This window comes from Alteromonas lipotrueae (assembly GCF_019249255.1).
GTDB classification, from domain to species: Bacteria; Pseudomonadota; Gammaproteobacteria; order Enterobacterales; family Alteromonadaceae; genus Alteromonas; species Alteromonas lipotrueae.
This window is the reverse complement of the sequence record NZ_JAESDJ010000014.1, coordinates 26,363-52,872: the sequence shown is the minus strand read 5'-3', so window position 1 is coordinate 52,872 and position 26,510 is coordinate 26,363. Positions and strand designations below refer to the sequence as shown.

The 26,510-nt window shown below is 44.2% G+C and carries 22 protein-coding genes; 7 read left to right on the top strand and 15 right to left on the bottom strand.

Features of this window, described 5'->3' with window-relative positions; all coding sequences use genetic code 11:
* Window positions 1-8: 8 nt before the first annotated feature.
* The 11 genes from rplF to rnr form a co-directional block, all read right to left on the bottom strand.
* Complete coding sequence (gene rplF, locus KYS23_RS16630) at window positions 9-542, bottom strand: 50S ribosomal protein L6 (RefSeq protein ID WP_057795824.1); 534 nt, start codon at window positions 540-542, stop codon at window positions 9-11.
* Window positions 543-555: 13 nt separating this feature from the next.
* The gene (gene rpsH / locus KYS23_RS16625) at window positions 556-948 is read right to left on the bottom strand and encodes a 30S ribosomal protein S8 (protein ID WP_013786224.1); all 393 of its coding nucleotides are present in this window, start codon (window positions 946-948) and stop codon (window positions 556-558) included.
* Window positions 949-961: 13 nt separating this feature from the next.
* Entirely contained in the window at window positions 962-1,267 is a 306-nt protein-coding gene (rpsN, locus tag KYS23_RS16620) for a 30S ribosomal protein S14 (RefSeq protein ID WP_126871760.1), read from the bottom strand.
* Between the two features lie 11 nt (window positions 1,268-1,278).
* Complete coding sequence (gene rplE, locus KYS23_RS16615) at window positions 1,279-1,818, bottom strand: 50S ribosomal protein L5 (protein WP_013786226.1); 540 nt, start codon at window positions 1,816-1,818, stop codon at window positions 1,279-1,281.
* 17 nt (window positions 1,819-1,835) lie between these two features.
* Complete coding sequence (gene rplX / locus KYS23_RS16610; protein WP_013786227.1) at window positions 1,836-2,150, bottom strand: 50S ribosomal protein L24; 315 nt, start codon at window positions 2,148-2,150, stop codon at window positions 1,836-1,838.
* Between the two features lie 12 nt (window positions 2,151-2,162).
* On the bottom strand, window positions 2,163-2,531 hold the full coding sequence (rplN, locus tag KYS23_RS16605; protein WP_013786228.1) for a 50S ribosomal protein L14: 369 nt from the start codon (window positions 2,529-2,531) through the stop codon (window positions 2,163-2,165).
* A gap of 323 nt (window positions 2,532-2,854) precedes the next feature.
* Window positions 2,855-4,942 carry a GAF domain-containing hybrid sensor histidine kinase/response regulator gene (locus tag KYS23_RS16600; protein ID WP_218397854.1) on the bottom strand — a complete coding sequence of 696 codons (2,088 nt, stop codon included), beginning with the start codon at window positions 4,940-4,942 and terminating at the stop codon, window positions 2,855-2,857.
* 143 nt (window positions 4,943-5,085) lie between these two features.
* Complete coding sequence (locus tag KYS23_RS16595; protein WP_159533487.1) at window positions 5,086-6,462, bottom strand: DUF4397 domain-containing protein; 1,377 nt, start codon at window positions 6,460-6,462, stop codon at window positions 5,086-5,088.
* A 230-nt stretch (window positions 6,463-6,692) separates the two neighbouring features.
* Window positions 6,693-8,378: a S8 family serine peptidase gene (locus KYS23_RS16590; RefSeq protein WP_159533489.1), complete on the bottom strand. Its 1,686-nt coding sequence runs from the start codon at window positions 8,376-8,378 to the stop codon at window positions 6,693-6,695.
* 501 nt (window positions 8,379-8,879) lie between these two features.
* Window positions 8,880-9,617: a 23S rRNA (guanosine(2251)-2'-O)-methyltransferase RlmB gene (gene rlmB, locus KYS23_RS16585; RefSeq protein WP_013786232.1), complete on the bottom strand. Its 738-nt coding sequence runs from the start codon at window positions 9,615-9,617 to the stop codon at window positions 8,880-8,882.
* Window positions 9,617-11,929 carry a ribonuclease R gene (gene rnr, locus KYS23_RS16580; protein WP_218419499.1) on the bottom strand — a complete coding sequence of 771 codons (2,313 nt, stop codon included), beginning with the start codon at window positions 11,927-11,929 and terminating at the stop codon, window positions 9,617-9,619. The genes rlmB and rnr overlap by 1 nt, the downstream gene beginning before the upstream one ends.
* Window positions 11,930-12,140: 211 nt before the next feature.
* On the opposite strand from rnr, the gene KYS23_RS16575 reads away from it, so the two are divergent.
* Window positions 12,141-13,826, top strand: a complete 1,686-nt coding sequence (locus KYS23_RS16575) for an alkaline phosphatase D family protein (RefSeq protein WP_218419443.1) — start codon at window positions 12,141-12,143, stop codon at window positions 13,824-13,826.
* A 171-nt stretch (window positions 13,827-13,997) separates the two neighbouring features.
* Here the strand turns inward: KYS23_RS16575 and KYS23_RS16570 are convergent, their stop codons facing one another.
* From KYS23_RS16570 to KYS23_RS16560, 3 genes are all read right to left on the bottom strand, one after another.
* Entirely contained in the window at window positions 13,998-16,331 is a 2,334-nt protein-coding gene (locus KYS23_RS16570) for a TonB-dependent receptor (RefSeq protein WP_159533493.1), read from the bottom strand.
* Between the two features lie 480 nt (window positions 16,332-16,811).
* Window positions 16,812-17,456 (bottom strand): tetratricopeptide repeat protein, encoded by a 645-nt coding sequence (locus KYS23_RS16565; RefSeq protein ID WP_159533495.1) that lies wholly within the window; start codon window positions 17,454-17,456, stop codon window positions 16,812-16,814.
* Between the two features lie 208 nt (window positions 17,457-17,664).
* The gene (locus KYS23_RS16560) at window positions 17,665-17,916 is read right to left on the bottom strand and encodes a TIGR02647 family protein (RefSeq protein ID WP_126871752.1); all 252 of its coding nucleotides are present in this window, start codon (window positions 17,914-17,916) and stop codon (window positions 17,665-17,667) included.
* A gap of 247 nt (window positions 17,917-18,163) precedes the next feature.
* Here KYS23_RS16560 and ubiD point away from each other — a divergent pair, with 247 nt between their 5' ends.
* From ubiD to KYS23_RS16535, 5 genes are all read left to right on the top strand, one after another.
* Window positions 18,164-19,651 (top strand): 4-hydroxy-3-polyprenylbenzoate decarboxylase, encoded by a 1,488-nt coding sequence (gene ubiD / locus KYS23_RS16555; RefSeq protein ID WP_013786238.1) that lies wholly within the window; start codon window positions 18,164-18,166, stop codon window positions 19,649-19,651.
* 23 nt (window positions 19,652-19,674) lie between these two features.
* Window positions 19,675-20,370, top strand: coding sequence for an NAD(P)H-flavin reductase (gene fre, locus KYS23_RS16550; protein ID WP_159533499.1), 696 nt, complete (start codon window positions 19,675-19,677; stop codon window positions 20,368-20,370).
* Between the two features lie 236 nt (window positions 20,371-20,606).
* Window positions 20,607-21,965, top strand: a complete 1,359-nt coding sequence (locus tag KYS23_RS16545) for a hypothetical protein (protein ID WP_159533501.1) — start codon at window positions 20,607-20,609, stop codon at window positions 21,963-21,965.
* Between the two features lie 155 nt (window positions 21,966-22,120).
* The gene (locus tag KYS23_RS16540; RefSeq protein ID WP_246604460.1) at window positions 22,121-23,503 is read left to right on the top strand and encodes a M28 family metallopeptidase; all 1,383 of its coding nucleotides are present in this window, start codon (window positions 22,121-22,123) and stop codon (window positions 23,501-23,503) included.
* A gap of 66 nt (window positions 23,504-23,569) precedes the next feature.
* Window positions 23,570-24,544 (top strand): substrate-binding periplasmic protein, encoded by a 975-nt coding sequence (locus KYS23_RS16535; protein ID WP_218419440.1) that lies wholly within the window; start codon window positions 23,570-23,572, stop codon window positions 24,542-24,544.
* 99 nt (window positions 24,545-24,643) lie between these two features.
* Here KYS23_RS16535 and KYS23_RS16530 read toward each other — a convergent pair whose 3' ends face one another.
* Window positions 24,644-25,678: an energy transducer TonB gene (locus tag KYS23_RS16530; protein ID WP_218419438.1), complete on the bottom strand. Its 1,035-nt coding sequence runs from the start codon at window positions 25,676-25,678 to the stop codon at window positions 24,644-24,646.
* A gap of 270 nt (window positions 25,679-25,948) precedes the next feature.
* Between KYS23_RS16530 and KYS23_RS16525 the strand changes: the two genes are divergently transcribed.
* Window positions 25,949-26,506: a GbsR/MarR family transcriptional regulator gene (locus tag KYS23_RS16525; protein WP_013786244.1), complete on the top strand. Its 558-nt coding sequence runs from the start codon at window positions 25,949-25,951 to the stop codon at window positions 26,504-26,506.
* The last annotated feature ends 4 nt before the right edge of the window (window positions 26,507-26,510 follow it).

Below are 26,510 nucleotides of genomic sequence, written 5' to 3'. Positions count from 1 at the left end.
TCACCCACCTACTTTTTCTTAGCTTCTTTACGACGTACATGTTCGTCAGCGTAACGTACACCTTTGCCTTTGTAAGGCTCTGGTGGACGGTAAGCGCGAATGTTCGCCGCAACCTGTCCTACAACCTGCTTATCGGCGCCTTTCACGACGATTTCAGTTTGCGTAGGCGTTTCAACGGTAATGCCTTCAGGCATCTCGTATACTACTGGGTGAGAGAAACCAAGCGTCAGGTTTAGTTTGCTACCTTGTGCTTGCGCACGGTAACCAACACCATTTAACTGAAGCTTTTTCTCAAAACCTTGTGAAACACCTTGAACCATTGCGTTAAGAAGAGAGCGAGCAGTACCTGCTTGCGCCCAGCTGTCAGCGAAACCTTCACGAGGAAGTGCTTTCAGTTGGTTTTCTTCTTGTACAACTTCTACAGCGTCGTTAAAAACGCGGGTCAAAGTGCCTTTACTACCTTTTGCGGTAATTTCTTGGCCAGCGATAGAAATATCTACACCTGAAACCAAGTCTACTGGGGCTTTTGCTACTCGTGACATTTCAACTCCTCCGTTATGCTACATAACCGATGATCTCACCGCCCATGCCAGCGTTACGCGCTGCACGGTCAGTCATCACACCTTTAGAAGTCGACACGATCGCGACACCCAATCCACCCATTACTTTAGGAAGCTCATCTTTTTTCTTATAGATTCGCAGACCTGGGCGGCTTACACGCTCAATAGTGTCAATTACTTGCTTGCCTTCGAAGTACTTAAGCGTAACTTCTAAAACAGGCTTAACGTCACCAGATGCAGCGAAGTCAGTAATATAACCTTCAGACTTTAATACTTCACAAATTGCTACGCGAAGTTTAGAAGAAGGCATAACTACAGAAACTTTTTCTGCCATTTGGCCGTTACGGATGCGGGTAAACATATCCGCGATAGGATCTTGCATGCTCATTATCAGCTACTCCTTACCAGCTGGCTTTTTTAAGGCCAGGGACTTCGCCGCGCATCGCTGCTTCACGCAGTTTGATACGGCTAAGACCGAATTTGCGAAGGTAACCATGTGGACGACCAGTTACGCGGCAGCGGTTACGCTGACGTGAAGAACTTGAGTCACGTGGCAGTTGTTGTAGCTTAAGAACAGCGTCCCAACGCTCTTCTTCAGATACGTTAACATCGCTGATAGTCGCTTTAAGTGCGGCACGTTTTTCTGCGTACTTAGCTACTAGCTTAGCGCGCTTTAATTCACGGGCCTTCATTGATTCTTTTGCCATAACCCTACACCCTACTTTTTAAATGGGAAGTTGAACGCGTCCAGCAGAGCACGTGCTTCTTCATTTGAGTCCGCACTGGTAGTGATAGTAATATCCATACCACGAACTTTATCCACTTTATCGAAATCGATTTCAGGGAAAATGATTTGCTCACGCACGCCCATGCTGTAGTTACCACGACCGTCGAATGACTTAGGGTTCAAACCACGGAAGTCGCGAACACGTGGGATAGCGATTGAAATCAAACGCTCAAGGAATTCCCACATACGCTCGCCGCGTAAGGTTACTTTACAGCCAATCGGATAACCTTCACGGATTTTAAAGCCCGCTACTGATCTTCTAGCAACTGTAACAATCGGCTTCTGACCGGCGATAGCCGCCATGTCAGCTTGAGCATTCTCAAGCACCTTCTTGTCAGCAATTGCTTCACCTAAACCCATGTTTAGAGTGATTTTTTCAATCCGAGGGACTTGCATGACGCTTTTGTACCCGAACTGCTTAGCAAGTTCAGCTACTACTGTTTCTTTATAGAAATCATGCAGTTTCGCCATCGTACTCTCCAATATAATTAAACAAGTTCGCCGTTAGATTTGAAGAAACGAACTTTCTTCTCATCTTCGAAACGGAAACCAACGCGATCTGCTTTGCCCGTTGCCGGGTTAACAATCGCAACATTAGAAACGTGAATAGAAGCTTCTTTCTCAACAATCCCACCAGCTACACCCAATTGTGGGTTTGGCTTAGTGTGCTTCTTGATAAGATTAACACCTTCTATAATTACACGGTTATCAGCAATAAGCACTTTAAGGACTTTGCCTTGTTTGCCTTTGTCTTTACCCGCTAATACGACTACTTCATCATCACGACGAATTTTATTAGCCATTATCGTGACTCCTTATAGTACCTCTGGGGCCAATGAGATGATTTTCATGAAGTTTTCACTTCTCAACTCACGGGTTACCGGTCCAAAGATACGCGTACCAATTGGTTGCTTGTTTGCGTTAAGCAAAACAGCTGCGTTGCCGTCAAAACGAATGGATGAACCATCTGCACGACGAACGCCTTTTCTAGTACGCACCACCACTGCATTCAGTACGTCACCTTTTTTAACTTTACCGCGAGGAATTGCTTCCTTCACAGTAACTTTGATGATGTCACCGATACCTGCATAACGGCGATGCGAGCCACCAAGAACCTTAATACACTGAACCCTGCGAGCGCCGCTGTTATCTGCAACGTCCAGGTTAGTTTGCATTTGGATCATGTTAGTGCTCCGCTCTATTATGAGACTCTGCCGAGTCGTTATTGCTGCTAAACCCAACAAACATTGTTGAATTTATATACATACCCCCATAAAAAGGGCGCGAAACTATAACAGAAATTTTGAGCTAGAGATAGCGTTAAATTGGATTATTTTTAATCGATGGGGAATTTGAGTAAATCGCTTATGAAAAGCGCGAGGGGCGCACGAAATGTGCCGGAAACTTGTGCGCATTATACTCAGAATTTTATCGTTTGTCTTGTGGTTTTATAGGTACACATAAAAAAGCCTCAGCATTGTCGGGGCTGATAACCAAATGTTGGCTATCAAGCAGGATTTCTGAACCTCTCCTGTTTATGAGACAAGTGGTAGTTAATACAGTCACCTAGCCGCGTAACGCCTGCAGGTTTCGATATAAAGTCATCCATTCCTGCTCTCAAACACTTTTCTTTTTCGCCACTCATCGCGTTTGCAGTAAGTGCAATGATAGGGACTGTTTCACCTAGCGCCCTTATTTCTTTCGTGGCAGCTAGCCCATCCATCACCGGCATGTGGCAATCCATGAAGATAAGATCGTATGGCTTCTTCCGCGCTATCGCACTTTTCACCTTTGCTAGGCCTAAGGCACCATTGTTGGCTAGCTCTACCGACACGCCAATTTCTTTTAATTGCTCTTTAATGACTATCTGATTTATTTCGTTATCTTCCACGACTAACACTCGTGATTCTGACAACACTTTTTTGCAAAGCGGCTTTGCCTTGTTTGCTGCGATAGTCTTTTCTTTCAACACGCCGGCATTTGCACAATCGAGAGTCATGGTAACGATAAATCGCGCCCCTTCCCCAAGCGCGCTTGATACTTCTACATTGCCGTCATAATGCTCAACAATATTATTCACAATGGCCAAGCCTAAACCTGTGCCGCCAAAGCGTCGCTGTGTCGACTCTTCAGCCTGAAGGAATGGCGAAAAGATAACTTTTTGCTGTTCATCGCTAATACCAATACCCGTATCGGTAACGATTAGCTTAACCTTAAAGCGCCCCACACCATACTTAGTACATCGCGTACTAATTTTAATTGACCCTTTCTCAGTGAATTTCACCGCATTATTCAAAAGGTTCATCAGTATCTGACTTAGCCTTAATGAATCAGCGAGAAATAATGTATCTGAAACAGCCGCCGTTTCGGTGATAAATTCAATCCCCTTTTTATCGGCTAAGCGGCTAAACATGGGAACTTGTTGCTCAATTAATTCTTTCAAGTTTACAGGCTCAACATCATAGGTCATATGGCCTGAATCAATTTTTGAAAAATCTAAAATATCATTCACGATGTTGAGCAACGATTCCGAGCTACGCATTGCGACATGTGTATATTCTTTCTGTTTTTCATTAAGAGACGTGCTGCAAAGGGTTTCGAGCATGCCTTGTACACCATGAATAGGGGTTCGTATTTCATGACTCATGTTCGCAAGAAACTCACTACGTGCTTTTAGTGCTTGTTCTGCAATAGCGGTTTTTTGTTTCAAAGATTGGGTGGTGTTAAAACGCTCAGTTATATCTCGGGTCGCGCCAATGATTTTAAGGCAGGTTCCATTTTTCATGATGGGGTGTGCTCGACTTTCTAACCACCGCTTTTCTCCGCCATCGGTAATAATTTCGAACTCGTAAGCCCAGTCGCTCCCGGTTCTGGCAATTTCCTCCATTTTAGATTCGTAGACATTTCGCACTTTTGTATTTGCCACAAACTTAAGTGCATGTGCTGGTGTGACTTCTTGTTTGTCGTTGATTTGAAACATGCGCTTCAAAGACGCTGACCACGTAAGTGCACCTGTCTCTAAATCGAGCTCCCACGTACCTACCCCCGCCAATTCAGTAATTTGATTAAGCAGTGCGTTTTGTTCTTCTAATGCGTCTTTCTGAGAAATGATTTCGCTTAACGCTTCTTCACGTGTCACCTCTGCCCCTATCCAGTCGGCAAGTAACAGCAAATAATCATAATCTACAGCGGTGAACCCATCGGTCTTCGACGTAGTGGAAGAAAAGTTCAGTGTGCCATATAAGGCAGCATTCACATGTATAGGGGTGGCTAAGTAGCTTTTTAATGTGTAGAGGGAATAGCACGGATGTCTATTGCCTGGCATAACGTCAACGTCGTTGTAGGCCACGATACCATTTGCATTTACAGTATCAGCACAATAGGTATTAGATAACGGAAATTCAGCGCCGCTTACAATTTCATTTAATGGAGAAATAGCCTGCACCACCGTATAGGTCCCGTTATGCACGTAGCTAACAATGCCGGTTTCGAGGCCTAAAACTTCAGTGCCAATTTCGAGTAATCGAGCCACTTTTTCACTGAAAGACAAAGCACCATCAGTGGTAATTTTGTGAAGATCTTTAATTACACTCATGAGGTTTTCAGCCCTCCCTTAAAAAGCCCTAGAGACAAAAAAGACCATTACGGGAAAGTAATAGTCTTTTCTAAAGGTAACTGAAACTCTCGGTATTTAAAGCAGACCAGCATTAACAATTAGTATTGTTTGCACATAAGTGATTAATACAAAATGTTAATTTCATAGCCAGTTGCGGTATCTGCTGGTTCTACCGTAACAATATAGTTCTCTTCTTCGTTAAATCCGAACAAGGCTGTACGATCTAGCAGAATTTGTTCTTCATTATCATCTTCGTAAACGGCAATGATTTCGTAGTAATCAGACGGTAATACTTCACTGTCCGTTTCGCCAAACTCTAGATTTTGCAGGTCGTATTCTGCGGTATCGATAGTTTCATCGTTACGCACTAGATAGAAGTCCACATCATCAAAGTCTTCAACCAAGTTAATGAAGTTTACTGTTTTATCGTACGCTTGAGGCAGCCCACTTTCTACGAATGTTACCGCGCCAAGTGCACCCGCTTTTTCGTAGATTAGAATTGCTTTACTTTCACCTTGGTTCAAGGTGATAAGCTTATTACTTAGCGTTGTGGCCTCACCAGATGTATCCGTTACTGTTACGCGGTAATCGCCATACCCAATCTCAGTGAATTCAGATAATTCCCCCGCATCCAGAGAAAAAGCAACATCCTCTTCATCAGTGTTACCACCAAAGGTCACATCAAGTGCAGTGGTAATATTTGTCGAGTTATAAATACGGTACTGTGAATCTGCTTCAACGTCGGTTAACGCTGTCACTGATGATGAATTCAAGATAGTATCTACAACCAAACCTGACTGGATTGCGCCACTTACATCACGCATTGTGAGTAGATATTCAGTTTCGTACGCAAAGTCTAGTGTCTGTGATTCAAATAGCACCTCAGTGCTTCCTGGCTCGGTTAAATAAATGGTGTACTCATCTTCATCAAAGTAGTCGCTGTCGTCATCTGGATCCCAGTAGTCAAACTCAATCATTTCAGATGCAGTTACCGTACCTAAGAAGTTTGCCGCTTCAAACGGGTCGCCAGACTCAGCTAAATAAAAGTCGTAAGAACCTTCATCAATGGTTACAGACAATGCGAATAACCTGAAGTGATCTTCTAGCGTTTCACGGGTATAGCTGTAATCGCTGAGAATCGGTGATGCAAAATCGCCACTCATAACGATAAGGTGCTTGTCACCGTTCTTAAGATTAACGGTGTAAGTATCGATAAGCACTTCTTGGTCATCTGAGTCGGTGCGAATGAACTCAAGTTCAATTTCACCGTTGTCCATTGAGTACATCGCAGTAGTATCACCAAATTGCGCAGAGCCAAAGCTATCTCCATCGACTTCTCGCATTTCTACATTCGCACCATTTGGCGAAGCATTATAGAATTGTATATAAGCATACGAGTAATCGGAGCTGCTGTCAGAGCCACCACAAGCAGCTAACCCTGAAATTGCCACCAGACCGATAGCTACGTTTCGTAACCAAGCCGGAAATTGAAATTGCATATACTGAACGTCCTTACTAAATTCGTGATTGTTTGAAGGGAGTTACACTGCCCAGAAAGGCGTGAACTATACTGCCGTATGGCACTACAAAGCTTGTTATAGTTCACACCTTTACGCAGCCTTTACAAAGCTGACAATTCACTACAAAAGTATTTTTGTCTTTCTATACAAAAAAGCCCCTATTACCTGTTCATAAGGTAATAGGGGCGAGCTTTTTATTTGTGGGTTAACTATTCATAGGAATACGATAACGTTACGCCACTGTAAGTCGAGTAAGCACGAATTCCGATATGCCACGTACCCGCAGCGGGTGCTTGGAACGTACACACTTCGTTATTACCATTCTCGTAAGGGCGGCAATCAAAGTCACTGGTTTCTGGCTGCGACCCAAACTTCATGTACAAGTCTGCATCACCACTACCGCCAGACGTTTGTACCGTCATGGTCGTCACGCCTTCAGGAATAGTCCACGTATAACGATTCCAATTACTTTGTGATGCAGATAGTCCCGTCAGTTGACCTGATACCGGCTCAACAGTTGGGTCGGTACCTGGATCTGAACCGCCACTGCCGTCGCATCCGTTAGTATTCAGGTAGCTGTAAGCATCCTCAAGTTGCATAAGGCCAAAACCATATAAGTTATCACGTCCATTTGCCCCCTTATCTTCGGCAGCAGATGTCAACGCATTACGTATTTGGGTGTTTGAGCACTGAGGGAAATAACTCCACACTAAGGCCGCACCACCCGCTACGTGAGGCGTAGCCATTGAAGTTCCACTTAAAGAAGCATATGTGTCGGTGGGGTATGTTGAATAAACAGCACTACCCGGTGCAGCTATTTCAACTTGGTCGTTGTACTGACTGTAGCTTGCTCTATTTTCGTTTGAATCAACCGCGGCTACCGACATTACTGCGTCGTAAGAGGCTGGATATGACTTAGCGCTTGTACCTGCATTACCTGCAGCGGCAACCAGAAGTAAGCCATCATCAGTGAAATCTTGCATCGCGTTTTGCTCTGTCGTTGAAGCGCTGCCACCGCCTAAACTCATATTTACCACGTTAGCCCCGGCACTTTGACACTGTGAAATAGCGTCAATAAGATCAGAGGCGTAGGTCCAATCGCCATTGTCATTGAATATCTTAACGATATGTAGATTCACGCCAGGATAAACACCAACAACCCCTTCACTATTGTCATAAGCGGCAATGGTACCGGCAACATGAGTACCGTGACCGTTACCATCGTTATACCAATTCCCTACGGCACTATTATTCGCCTGGCCGGTTACACCATCGTTGGTGCCAGGTAAATCTGGATGCCCTAGGTTGTATCCCGTGTCGATAACACATACACGTCGAGCGGTAGTATCTGCTTGCGAAAGCTGATTAGCTTGTACCATGGTGTAACCGTAAGGGGTGGTTTGTGCCATAGGTGTGCGTTTTACATCTACTTCAATACTTTCTACATTTGCATTGTTACGCAGTTTATTCAGGGCATTTCGGCTTAAAGACGCCGCCATCATGCGATGTTTTCCAAGCTCTTTACGAACATCTCCCCCCACCTTCTGTATTTCACTGCGGGCAGATTGCACTTCAAAAGGTCGCTTTACAGTAGATTTAGTGGCTTGAACTAGCTCAGCTGAGCCAGATTTACTGCTACTGGCATTGCTAATGACATCTGTAGTTAATGTTTCTTTGAATTTAATAATATAGCGCTGCTCTTCTTGTGCAGACTTACCTTTTATTACAAGTCTTTTGCCGAGTAAAGATTGAAGCGATGCTTTTTCTTCAACTTTTACTGGTGCATTGGTGGTGTTTATCGCTGTCGCATTTTTTGTTATTGCTGCTGTTGCAGCGTGACTGACCAACCCTACAGATACTGCAAGGGCAATGGCTGATATACTTGTGTGTTTCATATTCACTTTTATTTCCTGTTGTCTGTCTTGTCGTGTTTCAACGCTTTACAGCGTTTTTGAAACTTCGTTGTTATTAATAGACATTCAGGGCAAACGCTACTTCCTACGAAAGCACTCCATGCTCGAATTCGCCAACGGCCCACATGCCTTTTATCATGGCATTAGGTAATACACCCAATACGCACCAATTAACTATTAAGCATTGAATCAACGAGTTAAGTATTACGTTACGTTCCTTATGTTGAAAATATATACGTAAGTTGCAGATTGGATTGTGCTTTAGTAGCGTTGGAATTTTGGCAAATGCAGGCAGGGCGTGATATTTAAGTGTAAAGCACCAATTTGTAAGTAAATGTTAATTCAGAAATTAGAAAAACTTAAAAATAACTTAAGTCAAACTTATCTCTGCCCTAACGTGTTTCAGAAATGAAAAAGCCGCTTACGGTTAGGTTAACGGCTTACATGTGTAATGAATAATTGTTTAGCGACGAAATGAGCTAATTAGCCACGTTGGCGCACTATCTCGTACAAGCAAACACCAGTAGCTACCGATACATTCAAGCTACTTACACTACCTGCCATTGGTAACTTCACTAATTCATCACAGGTCTCTTTGGTAAGCCTGCGCATGCCTTTACCTTCAGCGCCCATTACTAGTGCGGTTGGGCCATCTAGTTTTATATCGTAAAGGGTTTTGTCGGTTTCGCCCGCTGTGCCCACAATCCATAAACCTTTATCTTGTAGGTGCTTTAACGTACGCGCCAAGTTAGTCACTTGAATAAGTGGGATAACTTCCGCTGCTCCGCACGCGACTTTGCGCACAGTGCCGTTAAGGCTGGCCGATTTATCTTTCGGTACTACCACTGCATGCACACCCGCGCCATCGGCGGTACGCAAACAGGCACCTAAGTTATGCGGGTCGGTAATACCGTCAAGCACAAGCAATAAGGGCTTACTTTCTTTGTCTAAGATTCTATCTAAGTCAGCTTCATCCATTACACGAGCGGGTTTCGCTCTGGCGACCACGCCTTGGTGCTGTTCGCCGTTAACTTTGTCGTCTAGTGCTTTACGCTGACAAAACTGTACTGATATACCAAATCGACGTGCTTGATTAACAATATTAGTCAAACGCTCGTCGTTACGGCCTTTTAATACCATAACTTCCATTACACGCTCTGGTTCTTGTTCTAAAACCGACTGCATTGCATGTAAACCATATAACCATTCTTGCTGTGCCATTAACGCTTATCCCCTTTCTTCGAACGCGATGGTGCCCCTTTGCCTTTTGGCGCGCCCTTTTTAGGGCCTCGCTTGGCATTTCTAGGCGGCTTCTTCGCACTGGCTACTTTAACCTTCTTGCCGCCGGGGCCGCGCAGCATAGACTTATCCAGCAATAAATCAATCTTTCTTTCATCAAGGTTAACCGCAGCCACCTTCACTTCTACGGTATCGCCTAGTCTAAATTGACGATGTCCAGACTCACCTGCCAGTATTTGCTTTACTTGGTCATAGTGATAAAAATCATCATCTAGCGAGGTGATATGCACAAGGCCATCGATGTGATATTCGGTTAAGCGAATAAACAAACCAAAGTTTGTCACTGAACTGACTACGCCTTCAAAGGTATCGCCAACGTGGTCAAGCATGAATTCACATTTAAGCCAATCAGCAACATCACGGGTAGCGTCGTCGGCACGACGTTCGGTCATCGAGCATTGTTCGCCTAGCTGTTCAATTTCTTCAACCGTGTAATTCTTCGCACCTGAAACCGTATTTTTACCTTTTTGCTTAGCAATAATACCTTTCAGCGCACGGTGAACCACTAAGTCTGGGTAACGACGAATAGGCGACGTAAAGTGCGCATAGGCTTCAAGGGCTAAGCCAAAGTGACCTAGGTTATCGCCATCGTAAATAGCCTGCTTCATTGAGCGAAGCAACATGGTTTGAATCAGCTCTTCGTCAGGACGACCACGGGTTTTTAATACCACATCGGTAAAATCTGCCGGTAAGGCTTCATCGGTAATTTTGTGCGGCACGCCTATTTCAGCTAAGTAGCTGGTGAAAGCTGTCAGCCTATCGGCATCGGGTTTATCGTGTACACGATATAGTGTAGGCGCTTCATTTTCAGACAGTGTTAGTGCAGCACTAACGTTAGCTAAAATCATGCACTCTTCAATAAGTTTGTGGGCATCGTTACGGATAAGCGGCACGATGTTTTCAATTTTACGCTGGGCGTTAAATACAAACTTACTTTCTTGGGTTTCAAACTCAATAGCACCACGGTGCTGACGGGCTTTTTTCAGCGAACGATATAAATCGTGAAGATGACGCAAATGCGGCACTTGTGCTTCATATCGTTGATGAAGATCTTTGTCGCCTTGCAGTATTTGCCATACCTTGGTGTAAGTTAAACGCGCGTGAGAATTCATTACGGCTTCATAGAATTGGTAAGTATCTAACTTACCTTGAGCGGTAATGGTCATCTCGCACACCATACACAAGCGATCAACTTCTGGGTTCAGTGAACACAAGCCGTTAGACAGCACTTCCGGTAGCATAGGAATAACTTGCTCGGGGAAATACACCGAGTTGCCTCGCTGTTGGGCTTCATCGTCTAACGCTGTGCCGTTTCGTACGTAGTAACTGACATCGGCAATGGCTACCCATAGTTGCCAACCGCCATCATCTAACGGTTCACAATATACGGCATCATCAAAATCACGAGCGTCTTCACCATCGATGGTAACAAGTGGAAGCTGACGTAAATCGATTCGCCCTTCTTTTGCTTCATCGGGCACTTGCTCGGTAAGGCTTTTAACCTGTTTGGTAACGCCTTTTGGCCATTGGTGCGGAATATCAAAGGTGCGAAGCGCCATCTCTATTTCCATACCAGGCGCCATATGCTCACCTAGTACTTCAACAATTTTACCCACTGGGCTCATTTTACGACGTGGGCGCTGCGTAAGCTCAACCACCACTATTTGCCCCATACGGGCGCCGTGTACGTGTTCAGGGGGAATAACAATTTCATACTGTAGACGGCTGTCATCTGGCACAACCATGCCAAACCCTTGCTCTACAAAGTAGCGACCAACAATAGGCTCTGAACGCGGCTCTACCACCTGCGTAATAAAGGCTTCTTTGCGACCGCGACGGTCGGTACCGCTTACTCGTGCTTCTACAATATCGTCATGCAAAAACAGTTTCATTTGACCTGCACTAATGAACAGGTCGCCGCTTTTATCTTCGGGGCGTAAAAAGCCGAAGCCATCACGGTGGCCAATGACTTTACCGCGGAACAACTCATCTTGATCTTGAAGAATGTACTTCTTTTGACGGGTGAACTGAACTTGCCCTTCTCGCTCCATGGCGCGAAGGCGGCGTTGAATGCCAATGCGAGCATCTTCTTCTTCGGCATTCACTGCCGTACATATTTCAAGAAAAGACATAGGTCTGTCTTCTTCTTTCAATAAACTCATCAAAAACTCCCGGCTTGCTACCGGATTTTCGTACTTTTCTTTCTCGCGCTGATAATGCGGATCATCACTCATAGAGTTGTTCTGTCGCCTCGTTAGTTTATTCATTTTTCAAACACTGTTGCCCTGTTCAAGGGGTGGCAATTTTAAAGCGTTCGATTTACGCACAGTATAACAGCAATCTACACAAAACATTGCGTTATAAAACTGCCATGCCAGTGTCATACTCTTTCGATATATCTTTAGTTCTCAATCACTAAAAAAATAACGTTTACGGACACGCCTTATGGACAGACGTTCTTTTATTAAATTAAGTTCTATCGCCGGTGCCAGTGTTGCCATTTCAACGGGCTTAGCCGGCTGTGTTTCTACTAAAAAGCCTCAAGATAGTGCCAGCTTCACTCATGGGGTTGCAAGCGGCGACCCACTGCATAATAGCGTTATACTTTGGACCCGCGCTTTGCCCGACAAAAGCGCAGCAAACGCCAACATTTTATGGGAAGTATCAACTTCAAAAGATTTTAGTACGCTTGTTGCCAGTGATATTGCCGAGGCCAAGCAATCACGAGACTATACCGTTAAAGTTGATGTCACCGGTTTGAATCCAGCCACCCGCTATTACTATCGTTTTAAAAGCGCAAATAACATGAGCGAAGTAGGTACAACATTAACCTTGCCGAAAGACAACGTAAGCCAGGTAATGTTCGGGGTGTTTTCATGTTCTAACTACCCTGCGGGCTTTTTTACGCCGTATGCTGATGCTGCGACACAACAGAATATTGATTTTGTATTACATCTAGGCGACTACATTTACGAATATGATGGCGAAGGCTATGCCACCGAACATGCTAAAGAATTAGGCCGCACGTTTGCTAAAGACAACGACACCGAGCTTTATACTCTTGAAGATTACCGTAAACGCTACGCGCTCTATCGTAACGACCAAGGTTTATTAGATTTACACCGTGCTAAGCCTTTTATTGTGGTGTGGGACGATCATGAAATCACTAACGACACCTACAAAGATGGCGCAGAAAATCATCAAGAAGATGAAGGGGATTTTTATGCGCGCAGGGCCGCGGCGGTGCAGGCCTATTATGAGTGGCTACCCATTCGACCTACCTTTGGCGAAAGCAGATTAGAAATATACCGCCAGTTTACCTTTGGCGACTTAGTTGACCTATACATGCTAGATACCCGTGTTCTCGCGCGAGACAAGCAATTAGCCTATAGCGACTTTCGCGACCCTGATGCGCCCGATTCCGAGGCTTTTGATTTACCCGGATTTACCAAGGCGATTAGTGCGCCAGAACGAGGCTTACTGGGTGCTGCTCAACGAACATGGCTTAATACGGCCATGAACAATAGCAAAGCGAAATGGCAAGTATTAGGGCAGCAGCTTTTAATTGGCCGCATGATGTTTCCTGCCTCTATCTTTAATGGTGTCCCTTTTGAAAAAATTCCTGCTCATGTGCACGCCCTTGCAAATAGCAAACGCAGAAAGCTAGCCGGAGAAACCATTTCAGCACAAGAAGAAAAGCTGCTAGCCGCTGCCATGCCATACAACCTTGATGCCTGGGATGGCTATCCGGTAGAAAGGGAACAATTGCTAACGGCAGTGCAACAATTAAATAAACCTGTGATCGCGTTAGCAGGCGACACGCACAATGCGTGGCATAACACCTTAACCTTGCAAGATGGCACAGCGGTGGCAACAGAGCTGGCCACACCCAGTGTCTCATCGCCGGGTATGGAGCATTATTTGAAAATGGATGCTGACGCTGCGACAACCATGGCGGAAGATCTTCCTGTACTTATCGATGATTTAGCATATTGCAATTTGCATCAGCGGGGATATTTAACGGTATCTTTTACTGAAAAACAGGCGGTTGCCACGTGGCGTTATGTAGATTCCATTAAATCCACGTCTGCCAGCACAGTAAATAGTCATGAGTTTGTCATTGAGGCCTGACGAAGGCCTGTTTAGTGGCCGAGTAGAGGCTAAGTAAAAAAAGTAAGTAGTGGCTGGATTGAGACTAGTAAAGCGCTAGCCGCGTTACTTGCCACCTAGCACCAAGACAAAAAAAATCCCGTTACCGCCAAAAGCGAAACGGGATTTTTTATTATTGAAAAGCTACCGATATTAGTAGCTATAGTAGAAACGCACGCCTGCAATGCGCGGCATACCGCGAACATAAGTAGGAATACCTAAACCACCGCCGGTATTACCAGCATCAATCACATACTCTTTATCGAAGGCATTTTCTAAATACACTTCATACGCAAAGCTGCTTGCTTCTTGTGAAAACTGTACAGAGATATCTGTCAATGAATGAGTATCTTGCGACAAACCAGGGTAGTTACTGCTTTCAAAGAATACTTCAGACTGGAAGCTCGTTAGCCAATTCACATTCACTAACCAGTTCTGAACTTCAAATTCCTTATTAATATTAATAGCACCACTCACCTCAGGTGCTAGACGAAACTTATTTCCGGCATACTGGAATGGACTACCATCAGCCGTTTCATCAGCAAACTCTGCGTCTAGGAAGCCGATACTACCGGTTATCGATAACGTATCGCTGTAATGGTAAGTTCCCATGCCTTCAATGCCCGACATGGTTGAATCACCCACAGTTACGGTAATGGATTGCAAAGTTTCAGGATCAGTATAAGACTGTTGATAATCACTATATTCATACGTAAAAATCGCGCCTGAGAAAGTGAAATTGTTACTTTGGTATTTAACCCCTAAATCGTAGCTATCAACAATTTCAGCTTTGGTTGTCGATACCCCAGAAAAATCCGCATTAACTACGGGTGAGCGACGGCCGCGCGCGTAGTTTGCGTAAAAATTCCAGCTATCGTTCATGTCATAACTAACGGCAAAGCGAGGTAGCGTATCGTCGAAGTCGCCTTCACCCTCAAATTCAAATGTGCCTGAATCTAATGTATAGGTGTTTTTGGTATAGCGTGATTCATCAATATAACGTACACCAGCGGTCACATTCACCTTGTCAGTCACAAAGTAAGATACCTCAGCCACATAAGACGTGATATCTAGCTCTGCCTCAAAAATATAAGGGCCTTGAATAATAGTTGAGGGAAAGTCTGCACTTGAAATTGGCGTGCCGTCGGCATTAAACAATGAAGACACTAACATAGCACGCAAAGCTTCAATTTCTTCAAGCGAGGCATCGGTAGCAATATTTTGATTTAACGGAATATTGGTTGAGGCTTCTAGTTGAGCTTTTACCGCGTCGAAGGTGCCACGTACAAACGGGTCTACCATAACGTAATACGGCAGTATCGAATCATCTTGGCTTACAGAGGCGCCCACAAAAGCTACCAGCTTTTCGCCCGAATCATAAACCAAGCGCATAGATCCACCGCTTAGTGTTGCATCGTTATCGAAGTAGGCATCTTGAATTCTAAGGGCTGAACCATCGGCATCAAACCCTTCACTCACTTCTACGTCTTTATAATACGCATCGCCATGAAACATTAAGCTGTTGCTAATATCGTAATCTAGTGAAATATCGTAGGCCTGCAGCGTACGCTCAATGCCAAGCTCGCTCCCCATACTAAATTCAGCAGCCGTAAACGGGCTGGTATCGCCGCCATTAGGGGCAATTGAACCTGATTTAAAGGCAATACCCGGTTGGTCGTTATATTCCATTGAAGCACGGGCGATTATTTCAAAGTTATCGTAGCTGGCCTTCCATGTACCACGAAGGGCCTGCACTGATATGCCTTGTAAGTCTTCGCTGTTACAGGGTACGGTATTGCCTAAATGGTCAATCATGTCGGCGTTGCCATAATAACTGTCTTCAGAACACGCATTGTTTTCTACAATACCGTCCATCTCACGATATAAGCCCGCAATACGCACGCTATGATTGTCATTAATAGGTGTATTGAACATGAACTCGGCTTCTTTACCCGACTCAGTGTCGTAACCTACCTGAACCGTTGCTTCCTTTTCATTGGTAGGCAAGTGAGAGTGAATACTGATAGCACCGTTAGCCGCGGCAACACCAAATAGTGTGGGCTGCGGGCCTTTTAATACTTCAACGCGAGCAATATCGTAAAGCGCCACACTTGATACGGTTTTCTTACTGATATCGAAGCCATCTTGATATACGGAGATACGTGGCGTGGCCGAAACGGAAGATCCGTCGTCTGTAACGCCACGAATATTAAATGAAGGCAGGCTTACCGCTTGTTCTTGTATTTGCACGTTTGGCAAAACGCGAGATAGCTCATCAAGTTCCATAATGTTAGTGCGTTCTAGAAAGTCGCCTGAAATTACATCCATGGTTACCGGAACATCCATTATCGATTGCTCACGCATTTGAGCAGTAACAGTAATTTCTTCAATGTAGTCTTTCTCATCTGCTGGTGAATCTGTATTAGCAAATGTTGGAGCGGCCAATGCACTAAAAATAGCGCTGGCTAATAGGGTTTTTGAAAACATGTGTCTGTCCCTTAATGAATATTTCGTTAGTGTGTTGTGCGCTTGATTGAGTGTGTTTTTTCATGGTTTATTGCAGTAGTGGTCAGAGCTCTGCAAAGCAGATGAATCTAATCTTGTTATAAGACGAAATGATGAAGCGAAGGTGACAGGTAAGAGGCAGTTTTATGACAACATGTTTCAAAACCCAATAAATATCATGCACGTATATAAGTACACAATGAATGTGTTGGATTGGAGTAAGAGGCTATTGATAGCCTACTGGATGTTTTTTCTTGCGATCTTAATTTATTAAAGTCGCACTATATTGCGGTTTAAGTGAATTGCGGACGAACTATATTGCAGTTTAAATGAATTGCGGGCGAAGTGAATTTGCTCAAGCATTGTTGCAGTGGGGGAAGTTTTCGAGCGCGCCATATACTTTTTAGCGAACGTGCTTAATGGCGAGCGAACGTGCTACCAGTGATTGCTAGCCTAAGTGGATTAGCTGTCCAATGGGCGTTTTGCTGCGCGTACTGCTTTAGGGTGCATTAGCTGTTCAAGCTTGCTTAAGTAACTGGCTATTTTTTGATGTTGCGCTTTGTCGTTAGTGACTGAATTGTGCAGCCATTGGTAAGCATCTTGATAATCATAGGGGCTACCGTAGCCGTCTAGAAACAATTCAACTAACTGCAATTGCGCCTTTAAGCTTTTCATTGCCGCGGCTTCTCGCAAATACACCACCGCTCTTTCTTTGTCTTGTTGCACCAATGTACCATTGGCGTAATAACGGCCAAGCTGTTCTAAAGCAGCTGGAAAGCCTTGATTTGCTGCGTCTTCAATGTGAGTCATACCTCGAGCGGGCTCTGCGTCGACACACACACCCCACGCTAACATGTCACCCCATAAAAACTGATACGCGGGCACTTTAAGTATATCGGCACGGGCTTCTATGTCTTGCACCAGCTGACATCTATCAGTGACCACTTTATCTAAGTGGGTATTGGCATTAATCATATCGATAAGCGCATTTTGATCGTATAACTGCACCGCACGAATTTCATCAATAGTTTCCCCTTCAGCCAACACCGCTGCGCTGAAAAGCGAAGAAAGCAATAAACAAATTGTGGGCAGTGAATACAATTTCATATCAATGGCTTCTTTGTTTAGAAATTAATGTTTAAAAGTAACACTTTTAAATCGTTCAGATATAAAGGCGGGGAAACAAATAACGGTATGTATATAACGCTATTGCATCTAGGCCTTATTGGCTATGTTTAATTATCGGCCATTACAGCGAATACTTAATGGTAATTTAACGGGGCTTTGTGGCAGCCCCGCTTCAAGCCCGTATTCGCTAGTGGCTGCTTTTGCGGTTACACAGCGCGGACTGTAGATGGCGGGAGTGATCGGCCAAATCTATTCCTAAATCGGTAAGGTAACCGCCATCAGGCTGAGTAATCAAACCCTTTGTATAAAGTCTTGATGCGGCATTCACCATTGATTGGCTGGCATCGTGATGTATTTTTAGGCCTTGTAATAAACTGTCTGTAGGAAACTTAACTAATAAGTTAAGTTCGTCGAGCATGTCCTGGTCAAATATTGTCATACACTCACCTTAGGCAAAAAAGGGTATTATTGTTATTCACTCTTTTGTATAGACAGTTCAACTACTTGAAGTTCAACCGCACTAACGCTATCAGACTACCATTTACTCAGGGTGTCCAGATTATTTTATCAACATACGCCGCTAAAATCTGAGAAGCCACCCTTTTAGCCCACTGAACTGATCGGACTTTGTGTCGAAATAGTATATTCTTGTTCCTAACTTTAGTCTGCGGATACCCCCTGTTCAAATGAAGTACAAAGATTTACGTGACTTTATTCACCAGTTGGAAGCCAAAGGTGAATTGGTTCGCATTAGCCAGCCAATCGATACCGATTTAGAAATGACCGAAATAGCTGACCGCACACTACGTGCCGGTGGCCCTGCGCTATTATTTGAAAACCCTAAAAACCATAGCATGCCTGTATTGGCCAACTTATTTGGCACACCAGAACGTGTGGCAATGGGAATGGGGCAAGAGTCGGTTGCGGCACTTCGAGAAGTGGGCGAATTACTGGCCTATTTAAAAGAACCCGAACCACCTAAAGGACTAAAGGATTTATGGCAAAAATTGCCTGTTTTTAAACAGGTACTGAATATGCCCGCCAAGGTCGTAAAAAAAGCACCTTGCCAAGAAGTCGTGCTAACCGGTGATGATGTCGATTTAGGTAAACTGCCTATCCAGCGTTGCTGGCCCGGTGATGCCGCGCCGCTTATTACGTGGGGTTTAAGTGTGACCAAAGGCCCGCATAAAAACCGCCAGAACCTAGGTATCTATCGCCAGCAGGTTATCGGTAAGAACAAGCTTATTATGCGTTGGTTATCTCACCGTGGTGGTGCGCTCGATTTTCGTGAATGGTGCCAAACTCACCCAGGAAAGCCCTATCCAGTAAGCGTAGCACTAGGGGCCGATCCGGCCACTATTTTAGGTGCCGTTACTCCTGTGCCTGACACCCTTTCCGAATATGCCTTTGCAGGGTTGTTACGAGGCGATAAAACCGAAGTGGTTAAATCGATAAGTAACGACCTGCAAGTACCCGCGAGTGCTGAAATTGTTCTGGAAGGTTATATTGCACAAGACGAAGTCGCGCCCGAAGGGCCTTACGGCGATCATACGGGTTACTACAACGAAGTTGATGACTTCCCTGTGTTTACGGTAACCCATATTACCCATCGTAAAGATCCTATTTACCATTCAACGTATACCGGTCGCCCGCCTGATGAGCCAGCTATTTTAGGCGTAGCATTAAACGAAGTATTCGTACCTATTTTGCAAAAGCAGTTTCCAGAAATTGTAGACTTTTACCTACCGCCAGAAGGGTGTTCTTACCGCATGGCTGTGGTTACCATGAAAAAACAATATCCGGGTCATGCTAAGCGCGTAATGATGGGTGTATGGTCGTTTTTACGACAGTTCATGTACACCAAGTTTGTGATAGTGTGCGATGACGACGTAAACGCCCGCGACTGGAACGACGTAATTTGGGCGATTACCACGCGTATGGATCCGGCCCGCGATACGGTTATGATTGAAAATACTCCCATCGACTATTTAGATTTTGCTTCGCCAGTGTCTGGCCTTGGGTCGAAGATGGGGATGGACGCCACCAATAAAATGCCCGGTGAAACCGACCGTGAATGGGGCGAACCCATTGTGATGGACGAAGACGTGAAAAAACGGGTGGATGATATCTGGGATGAACTTGGTATCATGGACTTACCAACGGCGAAACGCTAACAGCAAACGTAAGAAGAGATTACATGTCAGAAATTAAATGTAAGGTTGCCAGCATCACGCCGTTAACCGACGTAGTATACAAAATTGAATTAACACCTCCCGCGCCAGTTGCCTTTCAAGCAGGCCAGTACGCACTTATTGATATGGGCGAAAAAGACAAGCGCCCCTTCTCTATTGCCAATGCCGCCTATGATAATTCACGCATTGAACTTCACATTGGCGCAGAGCCTGGCAATACTTTTGCCGGTGAAGTATTGAGTCGTATGAAAGAAGAAGGCGAAATTAGTCTTAGCGTAAATAACGGTGAAGCCTTTTTGCAATCAAACGGCTTGCCGATGGTACTAATCGCTGGCGGCACAGGCTTTTCCTATACCTACTCTATCTTACAGCAGCATCTGAACAGCGGTGATAAAACGCCTATTACCCTTTATTGGGGAGGCCGTCATGCCGGTGATTTATATCTATCAGAAGCGCTAAATGCACTCGCTGCCAAGCACGATAACTTTACCTTTGTACCTGTAGTGGAATTTGCCGAAGACGACTGGAAAGGTAGAACAGGATGGGTTCACCATGCAGTATTAGCCGACCATACAGACTTCGAACACATGCAAGTGTATGTTGCTGGACGTTTTGAAATGGCTAAAACCGTACGTGAAGACTTTACCGTTCGCGGCTTAAAAGTAGAAAATCTATTTGGCGATGCCTTCGCGTTTATTTAAACATACATACATATTGTTACATTTTAAAATGGTGGCTCTGTACATATAGAGATAGTATGAAAATTGATTAACAAAGCGTTGAGCACCTTTCCACTGACTGCTCAACGAGTTGCTTTGTTATAATCGGTATCCAAAGGGCGGGATAGCCCTTTTTGGCCTAGCAAGAAGCATTGGCACCTTAATTGTTTGTTTTTGCTTTTGCTTGCGCCTTTTCTTAACGTATGTAGGAGTAAATCATGTTTAACGCCAAAAATCTTCTTGTTGCTTCAGCCGCCATGGGCTTGATTGGCTGCGGTGGTAGCGATAGTACCCCAGATACTCAAACGCCTCCATCCGGCGGCTCTGGTGGCGGAAACTCATCATTTGAATATATTGTTAACGCCTCTTACACATCGAAGTGCGGCACTGTTACTCCCCAACCTGAAGCGGTTATCGTACGGCATGATGCATCAGGCGACGCTGTAGAAGTCTATGAAGCCGATGAAAATGGCGATATTACGATAGACTATGGTGATGTAGCCACTTTCAGCTCAATTACTTTCTCAATCGGCGACAGTGGCCGCTTTCCTGAAGTAAAAACCTACGTGTCGGTTACTGCCGATAAAATTCTTAATATGATCTCCTTTCCCGGTGCCGATGATAATGTGACTCAATGTGAATGCGAGAGTGTCACTTTTGATATCAGTGAATTTACGGCATCAGGCAGTGTTAATGTGCGTGCATCTGCGGCCAATACTAATGAGCAAACGTATTTATCTAGCATTGACGAAGTGGCTGAAGCCGAAGTGTGTAGAACGGTTGATGGCGAATGGCCTAGTTTAGCAGTCGTTATTTCAACTCCCATTAACGGCCAGCCGTACCAAGAAATAGAGGTGTACAGCACTCAGATATCTGATTATGACGTTGATAGCACGAATACTATTTCGCTATCAGATGCACACCTTAATACAAACGTTCCTTATTTAGTCACCAATACACCTGTATTTACTGAAAGCGTTTACCGCGTATCAAGTTCTAGCCAGATTGAAGATTTACACTCTTTTGATTTTTACAAAGGCGCTGACTCACTCGCCTTTTTACCGCAAAGTTTACCTATTTACAGCGAAAGCGAAAACTTGGAAACCTATCTTACATTTCAAGAAACAACCTATGATGAGATACTTTTTGATGACATAGAAGGTTTCGTTTGGATGGACATGGTGTCTGGTGTTTCGGTCGATTCAGATTATGCAGGCGTCGTCGATTTTACCGTGATGGAACCAACCCCATTCCTTGAAGCCGCTCAAGATATGCTTTCAGGCGACGATTATGATTTCTCCAATACCGGTGCCGACAATGTTTACCTGTATTTCAGTTCAGGTGGTGAATTTTCTTTCAGCTTGACCACTCCCGCTCAAGGTTCAATGAGCATTCTTGATACGCTGAATTTTGATGATGTTGTTTTACCTTTCGAACTAGATTTAGACATAACACAGGAAATAGAGTCAGGGTTCCTGTATCTGCGAGTAGAAGACGTACTAAATACAACTGATTATCTTGAATCTTTATCTGATTGGAGTAATTCTTCATTTGGTGCCCTTTATATAGCAAGATAGTTAGCAAATTACTTTCACCTTTGGCAATAGCCTCTTTTTGAAGAGGCTATTCTTAATACACCTTTTAATTCGACAATTAACTTCTCCACACGTTAAGGCTATTTGTTGCTTTCTCTCGTATCCAGTATGGTGATAAAAAAGAGATGGAGAAAACAATGATAAAAAGCATTCCGACATTCGTAAAAATTTCAGCGCTAGCAGTATTACCACTTTCCTTGACCTTTACAGCGCAAGCGCAAAATGAACAACAACAAGCCTTATACAAAATAGCCGAAGACATTTCCCCAACGCGCATTGAAAGCGATATCACCACCCTTGTGAATTTTGGAACCCGACATACCTTATCGGAAACCGAATCAGATACCCGAGGCATAGGGGCCGCAAGGCGCTGGATTAAGGCTGAGTTTGAAAAGATATCAGCCGAATGTGGTGGTTGCTTAGACGTGTATTTTCAGTCTGAAACCATTAGCGGTGAAAAACGTATACCCGACCCTGTCGAGGTAGTAAGCGTTATTGCTATTCAACGCGGCAGTACCGATCCAGAACGTTACGTGATGATGTCTGGTGATATAGATTCTCGCGTATCTGATGTGATGGATTTCACATCAGACTCACCTGGCGCAAACGATAATGCATCGGGCGTAGCTGGCACACTGGAAGCTGCGCGAATATTATCAAAATACACATTCAACGGCAGTATTGTTTATGCTGCGCTGGCAGGTGAAGAACAAGGCCTGTTTGGTGGGCGTATTATGGCAAACCAAGCGCAAAAAGACGGCTGGCGGTTAAAAGCCGTATTGAACAACGACATGATTGGCAATATAGAGGGCGTTAATGGGGTTATCAACAACACCACGGCGCGCATATTTGCTGAAGGCACTCGCGTAACCGAAACCACAGATGAAGCTCGCACCCGCCGCTTCACAGGTGGAGAAGTCGATTCACCAAGCAGAAACTTAGCAAGATACATTGATAAAATTGCCGACCAATACATTGAGAATCTAGATACCATGGTCATTTATCGATTAGATCGCTTTGGTCGTGGCGGGCACCATCGCCCCTTCAACGATTTAGGTTTTCCCGGTATTCGTATTATGGAAACCAATGAAAACTACACTCGCCAGCATCAGGACCTTCGAGAAGAAGATGGTATCAAGTATGGCGATACCTTAGACGGTGTGAATTTTGATTACGCAGCCAAGCTAACTGGTTTAAACGCAGTATCGCTAGCGGCTATGGCTTGGGCGCCCAACCCGCCAGCTAACGTAAAAATTAAAGGCGCCGTTCAGCCTTCTACCACATTAATGTGGGATATAGCAGATACAGCGCAAAACCCTCAACTGTCGGGCTATAAAGTTTACTGGCGTCATACCGATGCACCGCAATGGGAATTTAGTAAGTTTGTTGGTAAGGTGAACGAAGCCACGTTAGAAAACGTAGTGATTGATAACTACTTTTTCGGGGTTGCCAGTGTGAACAACGATGGCATTGAAAGCCCAGTTGTATTCCCAGGCGCTGCAGGCAGTTTTGGCCAGTAACGGTTATACTGTTAATAGGTAATAGCGCCGATAGATAATAATAACGTTGTTTAGGAGATGTCGCCCGTGTTGGTGAGAGTCATCGCTTTATTAAGTTTTATCACCGTGGTGGCGCCGTTAAAGGCAAACAGTGTCACCCTTGCCGCAGCGCCATTTGAAACTTACGTAAGCGATGAGGGCGAACCTTCAAGACTCACGTCTATCGTTGAAGCGGCGTTCTCGCGAATGCAAACCGACCTAGAACTTCAGGTTATGCGCGATGCCTTCTTAGGTAGCGCAGTACGTTCTGGTAAGGTGGATGGCGAGTTCGCCTATATAGACTTAGGCGAAAGAAAAGACGCGATTACCCTTTCAGCCCCCTACTTACCCATCTATTTGTATGCCACGGGCAAAAAATACGATGTGGAAGAGATTAAGCTGATACCGCATTTAAAAGACAGTCGCGTAGCGATAGAAAACCGCTTTGCTAATACGCCAAAGTTCCGCATGCTAAAAGAAGTGAAGTGGTCACGTAATCCCAGTACGTACGACGCATTTAAGCAATTGGCCGATGACAGAGCGCCGTACTTAATTACCACCCGTTTGCTTATTGAAGAGTTTAATTTACTTCTTGATAAAGACGGTGAAGAGCTTTTACATGTGTCTTCAGCAGCATTAATGAACGCAGGTTTTTCTTTAGCATTGGGCAACAATACGCCTAACGCTAAGGCCACTATTAAAGCGTTTGAACAAACGATTGACGTCATGCAGCAAGATGGCAGTTACAATAAAATTCTAGGGCTGCCTTGGCTTACCAAAGATATTGACGACGATGGTATTGCCGACTATATTGGTGAAACTAGCGTTAGCCTTGTGCCAGCAAGTGCACTTATCGCCTACCCATTAGATAAAGCATTACCTGGTGATAGCAGTGTTTACGTTATTGATGGTGTTATCGTTGAAACTAAAGCTGAGGCGATGGCTATGCTTGATGGCGTTAAAGCCGAGCGAGAAAGTCTACTCGACCCTGATGTTTATCAAACCATGATTAGGCGCTGGTAATTATTTAGCCGCGCTTTTTAGCAGCGTCTTTTGCTAGCAAACTAGAAGAGCGGCCTTGTAGTCAATGATTTTGCGAAACCGCTCTCGCTTTCTTGGTTTTCAACTAGTAATTTCGAGAATATCAAATGTTGAGCCCGCATCCCCTCTGATTAACAAAATGCAATCAGAAGTATGCGCCGGAAACTCTATTTTGTTCTCCCAACCTTCTACGTATTTTTGTTGATAATCGTTACATCTAAGTTCCACTGAATCAACATTCCCTTGAGACACTTCAACTTTAAATGTTGAGAATTCATAAAATTGAGACCACGCGCCCAAACTACTAAGCTGACCTTTAGTGACGTTTGCTGATTCAGTCGCTTTAGCAGCGTTAAGTGCGTCTGCAAATTGTTGATAGGTTTCTTCAGATAAATTAAGGCCATTAACACTCCCCATACGCGAAAGGGTTTCGGCGGCGCCATTAAAATTGCCGAAATAAAGCTGTGACTGAAAAAGATTCACCGTAGACTTAGCCAATATTGCTATAGGCAAGTGTTCGTATAAATCTACTGTAATGTGGGATTGGCGCATATATTCTAAAAATTCTTCATTTTTATAATAATAGATAGACTTTAACCACGCAGCCAAAGCATGTTCGTTTAAATTTTTAGTATGGTCTTCCACCAAATCGTCTATGGATTTTTTTATGCTAAGCATATCCGCGGTAGGGCTAGAAAGCGCATCTATGGTAGCTTGGTATTCTTTTGCAAAAGCAGGCGTCACACTACCTTCGCTATGGCCAGCCTCTGAGTATGTGTGTTTAACAAACAGGGTTTGAGCACTTGCTACTGGCTTATTGTTAACGAGTGCAGGAGAATATTGAAGGTTTCTTATGTATTTAGTGACTTTTTTAACGTATCTGTCTTTGCCTGAATAATCAAAAACAACGATGTCTTTCGTTGTACCGTCTTTGTCTATTATAAATGAAACTCTTGTCCAACCTTCCATCCCTCCGCGCGAGGTAAAGGCCTCTTCCACTTTGTTAGCATTTTTTATTATTTTGGCGGCTTTAACTTCTTTGCTGTTGCCATTGCCAAAAGAGGTAGCACTGAACATTATCAATAACACGCATAATAACGCAGAAAATATTTTCACCATTTATCCCTATTTTTTAGCGTGTTAAAAGCAAAAAAACTCAACATCGCGTTTTCTGTTTAATTCTAAATTGTTTATAGCATCTATCTTTAAAACTTAACAATAAATCGAAACGTCACGAGACAACTTATCAACACACATAAGATTCACTATGCCCTTCAATTTAGACTTCGAGTTCCTCCTAACATAATTATCATCTGATACTTGTTGATCTCAATCAAACTTCGGCATAAACTTTCAGTAATTTCTGAAAGTTCAGCAGGTATAGACATGAAAATGACACCACTTATTACTTCTGCGGTTATGCATTTCGGCGAAATGGGCAGTCGTTGGGGCTTTAACCGTACTGTGGGCCAAATTTTGGCGCTGATTGTACTTGCTGATGAGCCCATCTCAGCACAAGAAATTGCCGACGCGCTAAATATATCCCGAGGCAATACCAGTATGGGGCTAAAAGAATTGCAATCATGGCGTTTGGTTAAGCAACACCTTGTTCCCGGTGAGCGCAAAGAGTTTTTTATTGCCGGCGGTGACATTTGGACACTTGCTAACCGCGTATTCGAAGAACGCCGTAAACGTGAAATAGACCCTACCATGAGCTTATTGCGGGATTTGCTATTAGATACCCCCGCCAACAAAACTGAAGCCAATGCGCAAGATAAGCTGAATGAAATTCACGACTTATTAGAGTCGGTGACCGCGTGGTCACAAGAGCTTCAGAACCTAGGCCCAGATAAACTTAACACCTTGATGAAACTCGGCTCGGGCGTAGGCCGTATGTTAGAACTGAAAGACAAAATTCTGCCGGGAAAAAATTCCGTTAACTAAGGAG